Origin of the sequence: Streptomyces ardesiacus (assembly GCF_003112575.1) — a bacterium.
In the GTDB taxonomy this organism is placed as follows: domain Bacteria; phylum Actinomycetota; class Actinomycetes; order Streptomycetales; family Streptomycetaceae; genus Streptomyces; species Streptomyces ardesiacus.
Window position 1 is genome coordinate 252,919 of the sequence record NZ_BEWC01000009.1, and the last position, 7,802, is coordinate 260,720.

7 protein-coding genes are annotated in these 7,802 nt (G+C 70.2%); 6 read left to right on the plus strand and 1 reads right to left on the minus strand.

What is annotated here, in order from left to right:
- Positions 1 to 160 precede the first annotated feature (160 nt).
- Positions 161 to 1,036: a glucose-1-phosphate thymidylyltransferase RfbA gene (gene rfbA, locus Sdi02f_RS29860; protein ID WP_030402460.1), complete on the plus strand. Its 876-nt coding sequence runs from the start codon at positions 161 to 163 to the stop codon at positions 1,034 to 1,036.
- A 7-nt stretch (positions 1,037 to 1,043) separates the two neighbouring features.
- On the opposite strand, the gene Sdi02f_RS29865 is transcribed toward rfbA, so the two are convergent.
- Positions 1,044 to 2,360, minus strand: a complete 1,317-nt coding sequence (locus tag Sdi02f_RS29865; RefSeq protein ID WP_108934348.1) for a cytochrome P450 family protein — start codon at positions 2,358 to 2,360, stop codon at positions 1,044 to 1,046.
- 230 nt (positions 2,361 to 2,590) lie between these two features.
- Between Sdi02f_RS29865 and Sdi02f_RS29870 the strand changes: the two genes are divergently transcribed.
- The 5 genes from Sdi02f_RS29870 to Sdi02f_RS36905 form a co-directional block, all read left to right on the plus strand.
- Complete coding sequence (locus tag Sdi02f_RS29870; protein WP_031087382.1) at positions 2,591 to 3,811, plus strand: FAD-dependent oxidoreductase; 1,221 nt, start codon at positions 2,591 to 2,593, stop codon at positions 3,809 to 3,811.
- A gap of 69 nt (positions 3,812 to 3,880) precedes the next feature.
- Entirely contained in the window at positions 3,881 to 5,200 is a 1,320-nt protein-coding gene (locus Sdi02f_RS29875; protein WP_030402457.1) for an activator-dependent family glycosyltransferase, read from the plus strand.
- Between the two features lie 37 nt (positions 5,201 to 5,237).
- Complete coding sequence (locus tag Sdi02f_RS29880) at positions 5,238 to 6,230, plus strand: NAD-dependent epimerase/dehydratase family protein (RefSeq protein ID WP_030402456.1); 993 nt, start codon at positions 5,238 to 5,240, stop codon at positions 6,228 to 6,230.
- A 109-nt stretch (positions 6,231 to 6,339) separates the two neighbouring features.
- Positions 6,340 to 7,629, plus strand: a complete 1,290-nt coding sequence (locus Sdi02f_RS29885; protein WP_030402455.1) for an activator-dependent family glycosyltransferase — start codon at positions 6,340 to 6,342, stop codon at positions 7,627 to 7,629.
- A gap of 25 nt (positions 7,630 to 7,654) precedes the next feature.
- The coding region (locus Sdi02f_RS36905; RefSeq protein ID WP_174843413.1) for a polyketide synthase docking domain-containing protein at positions 7,655 to 7,802 on the plus strand (148 nt) is incomplete at its 3' end.

Here is a 7,802-nt window from a genome sequence, read left to right on the forward strand (position 1 = left end):
GATACTCCCGATTCTGCATAATGGGGCGGTGCGAACCGGCCCAAGTCTGGCCAGCCCGCCAGGAACTCACAACCCCTAGCCGCCCCACACCGGTTGGGGCCACCCCAGACCAACGGTATTCGTCTTGCGGGGAATGCGATGATATCGCTAGCTTGCGCCCATGAAGGGAATAATCCTTGCCGGCGGTACGGGTAGCCGGCTCAATCCGGTAACCATCGCCGTGACAAAACATCTCCTGCCGGTCGGCGAAAAGCCGATGATTTATTACCCCATCTCGGTGCTCATGTTCGGTGGCATCAAAGAAGTACTGATCATCGCGAGGCCGGAGGACATCACCCAGTTCCAGCGCCTGCTCGGCGACGGATCGCATCTGGGCCTGTCCATCGAATACGCGGAGCAGCCGCGGCCGACCGGCCTGGCGGACGCCTTCGTCATCGGCGCCGATCACATCGGCGACGACTCGGTCGCCCTCGTCCTCGGCGACAACATCTTCCACGGACCCGGCTTCCAGAACCTCCTCGACGAGCACACCAAGGACGTCCAGGGCTGCGTCCTCTTCGGGTACGGCGTCAAGGACCCCGAGCGCTACGGGGTCGGCGAGACGGACGCCCTCGGCCGGCTGGTCTCCATCGAGGAGAAACCCCTCCGGCCCCGGTCGAACCGCGCCATCACCGGCCTGTACCTCTACGACAACGACGTGATCGACATCGCGAAGAACGTCCGCCCCTCCCCGCGCGGTGAGCTGGAGATCACCGACGTCAACCGGGTCTACCTGGAGCGCGACCGGGCCACCATGGTCGACCTCGGCCGCGGGTTCGCCTGGCTGGACACCGGCACGCCCGAGTCGCTGCTCCAGGCGTCCCTGTACGTGCGGACCCTGGAGGAGAGGCAAGGAGTGCGCATCGCCTGCCTCGAAGAGATCGCCCTGCGCAAGGGCTTCATCGACGCCGACCAGTGCCACCGCCTCGGCGAGGCCCTCGGCAACTCCGGCTACGGCCAGTACGTCATGGACATCGCCCGGGAACTGTCGGCCTGACAGGGCGTCAGCCCGCCTGCGTGGCCGCCACCGGGCAGCGGGCGACGCCCTGCACGACGGGCGACCGCATCCGGCGCACCACGTCACCGGCCAGGCCCAGGGTGCCGACCCGGTCGGCGACGAGCCTCCCGAGCGCCGCCCCGGCCACGAACCGCACCACGGGCGCCGTGAAGCCCGCCGGGGAGCGCCCGTGCAGCGACAGCGGGGGCACGCCGGGCGCCCGGTCGACAAGGAACCGCTCCGGCTCCGGGTACACCTCCGGATCACGGCCCGCCGCGTCGACGAGGACCACCACCTGGTGCCCCTTGTCGAGCCTCTGGCCCGCGATCTGCACCTCCTCGCTCACGATGCGGCTCTCCAGACGGACCGGCGGCTGGAACCGCAGCGTCTCCTCGACGGCGCCCGCCACCAGCCCGGGGTCCTCCCGTACCAGCGCCAGCTGACCGGGGTCGGCCAGCAGCGCCAGCACCGCGTCGCAGACCAGATTCGCCGTGGTCTCCACGCCCACCACCAGGGTGAGCATCAGCGCCACGGTCGCGTCGGCCGCCGCCCCGCCCGGATCCGGGGCCTCGCGCAGCAGCCGGCTCACCGGGTCGTCACCGGGCGCCGCGGACCGCGCCGCCACCAGCGTGTCGACCACCTTCCGCAACCCGTCGAAGGACTCCACGAGCCTCCTGGTCATCCCCAGGGTCGGCGGGCACAGCAGGGCGTCGAGCGCCGTGCCGGCCCCCGGGCACAGCCCGGCCACCTCCGCGCGCTCGGCCTCGGAGAGCCCCAGCAGCTCCGCGACCGCGGCGACCGTACCGGGCCGAGCGAAGTCCTCCATCAGATCGAACGAACCCCCCAGCGACCCCAGCGTCCGCTCGAACACCCCGTCGACGGCGCCGCGGTGCCGCTCCAGCGCCGCACTCCCGAGCACGGGCGCGACCGCCGCCGACAGCTCTGCGTAGAACGCCGGGGGCCTGGCCAGCACGTCGTCGTCGAGCTGCAGCACGTGCTTCAGGCTGGAACCCGCGTCGATGCCGAAGACCTTCCGGCGGCGCCGCGCCTTCGGATCGCGCAGCGTCAGCCGTTCGTCCTCCAGCACCTCGGCACCCGCCGTGTACGACGCCGTCACCCACGTGTCGGACTCGCTCTGCCGCAGCGCCGGCCGCCCCCGCATCCCCCGGTACAGGGCGTGCGGATCGATGCCCTGCGCGCGCAGGATCAAGGCGTACGGATCACCGCGGTTGCCCCGCATCCACTGCGTACCGCGAGCCGCCAGCAGATGCCGCGTCAGTTCGCTGTCGTCCAGCAGCCTCGGATCGACCTGATGCCTCGTCATGGCTGTGGAGCTCCCTTCCGTCACACCCCGGTGGACACGGTCTGTGTCGTTCCTAGCCGTTCCCGGCACCAGTGGGCCACCCCTGCCGCCCGGTACTGCAGGTCACCGGCCCACCTGCGGCGAAAAGGGGTGGATAGGGGCTGAAGGGGCCCGGGCGGCGTGTGAGGGTGTGCCCGTACCTGGTGGGAGTGCGTACCCCCATTCACGTGACCGGATGACGGGAAGGCCTGATGGCTAAAGCTTTGATCATCGGTGGTGGCGTCGCGGGACCCGCCAGCGCCATCGCCCTGCAGCGGGCCGGGCTCGAACCGGTCGTCTACGAGGCGTACGACAGGGACGCCGACGGCATCGGGCAGAACCTCGTCCTCGCCGTCAACGGATACAGCGCTCTGCTCACCCTCGGCGTCGGCCACCTCGCCCGCGGCTTCGACATCCCCCGCTACCGCTTCCACCTCGGCAACGGCAAGGAGCTGTGCCAGGTGCGCAACGGCTCCCCGCTGCCCGACGGCACCGCCGCCCGTGCCATCACCCGCTCCGACCTGTACACGACGCTGCGCGACGCGGCCATCGACCGCGGCATCGAAACCCACTTCGGCAAGCGGCTCGTCGACGCCTCGCTCACCGAGAAGGGGGTCGTCGCGCGCTTCGCCGACGGCACCGAGGCCACCGGCGACGTCCTCGTGGGCGCCGACGGCCTGCACTCCGTCACCCGCAAGGTCATCGACCCCTCCGGGATCCGTTACCGCTACGGCGGCCTGTGGACCACGGGCGGCTACGCCACCGGCGTCGACGTCCCCAGCGACCCCGGGACCGAGTTCATGTACCTCGGCAAGCGCGGCTTCTTCTGCCACATCCCCGACCCCGAGGGCCGCGTGTGGTGGTACGCGTCGATCACCCGCCCCGAGGAGCCCGACCCGAAGGACCTGGCCGCCATCACCCCCGAGGAGTGGCGCGCCGAACTCATCCGCCTGTTCTCCGGCGACGACAACTCCGCCGTCGACCTCATCAACGCCACCGAGGCCATCTGGCCGCCCCGTCCCATCCAGGACATTCCCTCCCTGCCCAAGTGGCGCAACGACCGGATGGTCGTCATCGGCGACGCCTGCCACGCCGTCTCGCCGTCCGCCGGGCAGGGCGTCTCCATGGCCATCGAGGACGCCGTCGTCCTCGGCAAGTGCCTGCGCGACATCCCCGACATCCCCCGGGCCCTGGCCGTCTACGAGGACATCCGCCGCGAACGCGTCGAACGCATCGTCGCCTTCGGCAAGCAGTGCGGCCAGGCCCTGATGACCGGCAGCAAGGCCCGCAGGATCGGCCGGGACGTGTTCGCCCGCATCGCGTTCAGCCAGCGCGGCGCCGAGAAGGGGCAGGAGGAGATGCGCTGGCTCTACGACCACCGCATCGACTGGGACGCGCCGATCGGCACCACCAACGTGCCCGCCGGGGCGTAGGAGCCGGAGGCATCGGCCGGCCGCTGTGACCGGACCAGCGGCCGTGGCACGACAGGGGGAGGAGCCGCCATGCGCGTCCTGTTCGCGGTGTACGGCGCGAAGACACACTTCTACAACGTGGTCCCGATGGCCTGGGCGCTGCGCGCCGCCGGGCACGAGGTGTGCGTCGCGAGCCAGCCCGAGATCGTGGACGCCATCACGCGCACGGGCCTGCCCGCCGTCGCCGTCGGCGAGGAGGTCGACCTCCGCCTGCGCTCCGGCGCCGGCGGCGACGACCACGTCACCAGCGGCTCCTCGTGGCGCGACCTCAACGCGGGCGTCACCGAGACCCGGCCCGAGGAACTGACCTGGGACTACGTCCTCGGCACCTTCACCATCGCCTGCTCCATGCACTACGAGCACGCCACCGGCGGCCGGCCGATGCTCGACGACCTCGTCGAGTTCGCCCGCCACTGGCGCCCCGACCTCGTCATCTGGGACGCCATGACGTTCGCCGGTCCGGTGGCGGCCCGCGCCTGCGGCGCCGCCCACGCCCGCATGCTGTTCGGGATCGACTACATCGGCAGGATGTACGGCGACTACGCCACGCAGCTCGCCGCGCAGCCTCCGGAACGCCGGGACGATCCGGTCGGCGACTGGCAGGCCGGCCGCCTCGCCCGCTTCGGCTGCCCCTGGGACGACACACTGGCCACCGAGATGATGACCGGTCAGTGGACCATCGACCCCACGCCGCCATGGATGCAGTTCCCCCTGGACCTGCCGTTCACCCCGGTCCGGTACCTGCCGTTCAACGGGCCCACCGCCGTGCCCGACTGGGTGCACGAGCCACCCAAACGCCCCCGGGTCTGCCTGACCCTCGGCATGACGGCACGCGAAGTCCTCGGCGGCGACCTGTTCTCCACGGCGCAGATGCTCCAGGCGCTGGCGGAACTCGACATCGAACTCGTGGCCACCCTCGACGCCGGCCAGCTCGCCGAACTCGACACCCTCCCCGACAACGTGCGCGTCACGGACTTCGTGCCCCTGAACGACCTGCTGCCCAGCTGCTCCGCCATCGTGCACCACGGCGGCTTCGGCACCCTCGGCAACGCCCTCGCCCACGGCGTCCCCCAGATCATCGCGCCCGGCCGCTACTGGGACGAGGTCCGCTTCGGCGAACGGCTGGCGGACCGCGGCGCGGGCCTCCTCCTCGACTACGAACGCCTTTCCGGCGACGGCCTGCGCAACCAGCTCGACGCCCACATGCTCAAGAACCAGATCAACCGGCTCCTCGGCGAGCCGTCGTTCCAGGAGAACGCCGCCCTCATCCGTGAGGAGCTACTCGCCACCCCCAGCCCGCACGACCTCGTGGCGGAGCTGGAAGAACTGACCGCCCATCACCGCGACTAGGGCCTCGGTCCCCAGCGCCTGCGAGGGAGTAAACAGCGTGTCATCAGGAAAGTGGTCCGGGAAGACAGCCGTCGTCACCGGTGGCACCGGGTTCATCGGATCGCACTTCGTCGAAGAACTGCTCGCTGCCGGCGCCGACGTGACCTGCCTCTACCGCCGTGACAACCGGGGTGTCCTGCCTCAGCTCCCCCGCACCGAACGGCTCCGCCCGGTGCAGTGCGACGCGCTCGACGAGCACGCGCTCGGCGCCGTCTTCGACGCACTCCCGCAGGTGGACGCCGTCTTCCACTGCGCGGTGGTCTCCGGTACCTGGGACTTCCGCCGCGAGCACTCGGCGCAGATCCTGGACACCAACATGCGCACGGTCTCCAACACGCTGCGGCTGGCACGACGGCACAGCGTCCCCGAAGTCGTCATCCTCAGCTCCAGCGACGTGTACCTGTCGCCGACCACGGACCCCATCCGCGAGGACGACGACTTCCACCGGCAGATGCACTACCACCCGGACGGCTACTACCTGTCCAAGACGTACACGGAAGTGCTCGCGGAGACCTACCGCAACGAGTACGGCATGAACATCTACCTGCCCAGGCTCACCAGCGTCTACGGTCCCCGGGACAACTTCGAGGTCGACACCACCCGCGTCGTCCCCAGCATGTTCGCCAAGGCCGTCTCGGGACAGGACATCGAGATCTGGGGAGACGGCAGCCAGACCAGGACCTACATGTACGTCACCGATCTGGTCCGCGCCATCCTGCAGACCGTCGGCAACGACAAGTACCACACCATCAACGTCGGAACCGCGGAAACCGTCTCCGTCCTCCAGCTCGCACAGTACGTGTGCGCCGCACTGGGACAGCCCGAGCGCATCACATTCCTCCGTGACAAATCGGGTGGCCGGCCGAGCCGCAATCTCGATCTCGGAAGGCTCGACGAACTCATCGACTTCCGCCCGCGCACCCTCCGCGAAGGGCTCGAGGCGACCGTCGACTGGTACCGCAGGCACCGCCCCTACCAGCCCCTAACGTGAAGGCCCGGCAGCGGAACTCCGCCACGTAAATAAGGGTGTGATGCCGTTGTGGCGGCGGGATAACGTGGCCATCACCGTCCCCTCGCCTTGTCCCGTTGGAAGAGGATTTATGCGCGTCCTTCTCACCACTCATGCCGTGCATTCACATCTCTACAATCTGGTGCCGATCGCCTGGGCGCTTCGCACCGCGGGGCACGAGGTGTGCGTGGCCACCCACCCCAATTTCCTGGAGACCGCGAAGAGCACCGGAATCACCACGGTGCCCGTCGGCGAGGAACTCGCCGCCCCCCGCGACCTTCCGGCCGCCCCCGGCGCCCCGGCCGGATCGGGAACGCCTTTCGGATTCGGCTACGACATGGCGGAGACCCGCCCCGAGGTGCTCACTCCCGCATACGTACGGGGAACACTCGCCACCTACACGTCCAGGATGTGCGAGTACCTGTCCAACCAGTCCATGCTCGACGACCTGGTGGAGTTCGCCCGGGCCTGGAAGCCGGACCTGGTCGTCTGGGACGCGCACCACTACGCCGGGCCGGTCCTCGCGCGGGCCGTCGGCGCGGCACACGCCCGCATCCTCGCCGCCCCCGACCACTGGGCCAGGATGCACTCCCTGCTGCCGGCCCCCGCGCCCGGGCAGTCCGCCGCACCGGGCGACGACCCGCTGGCCGACTACCTCGGGGGCAAACTCGCGCCCTACGGCGCCGAGTTCGACCAGGAAATGGTGGTCGGGCAGGCCACCATCGACCCGCTGCCGTCCTTCCTGCGCGTTCCCCTGCCGAACGGGCACCTGCCGATGCGGCACGTCCCGTTCAACGGTCCCGCCACCATTCCCGCCTGGCTGCGTCGCAAGCCGAGGCGTCCGCGCGTCTGTCTGACGCTCGGCATGACCCGCAGGGCGTCCGGCGTCGAGCAGCGGGCCGGCAACGCGTTCCCCTTCGCCACGGTGCTGGAGCAGCTCGCGGGCCTGGACGTCGAGGTCGTGGCCACCCTCAGCGCCGACCAGGTGCCGCCGGGCACCAGCATCCCGGAGAACGTGCGGATCTTCGACTATCTGCCCCTGAACGCCCTCCTGCCGACGTGCGCGGCGATCGTCCACTACGGCGGCATGGGCACGGTCGGCGTCGCCGCCGTGCACGGCGTTCCCCAGCTGAGCATTCCCGGCAACATCTGGGGCGAGGGGGTCGTGATGCGGCAGTGGGCCGAGCAGGGCGCCGGCCTGGTCGCCGACGCCGACACCCTCGTCGAGCGGCTGGGCCGGCTCATCGACGACCCGTCGTTCGCGGCGGGAGCGGAGCGCATCCAGAAGGAAATGCTGGCCGCCCCGAGCCCGCACGACCTCGTCCCCGCCCTGGAAGAGCTCACCGAACGGCACCGGGGCTCCCGGACCGACGCCGCCTGAACGACACGAACTGCCTGGAGAACCGGTGGACAACGAGGAGAAGCTCCTCCAGTACCTCAAGCGCGCGACCGCCGACCTGCGGGAGGCCCGCCGACGGCTGCGGGAGAACGAGCAGCGCGCGGGAGAGGCCATCGCCATCGTGGGGATGGCGTGCCGGTATCCGGGTGGGGTTA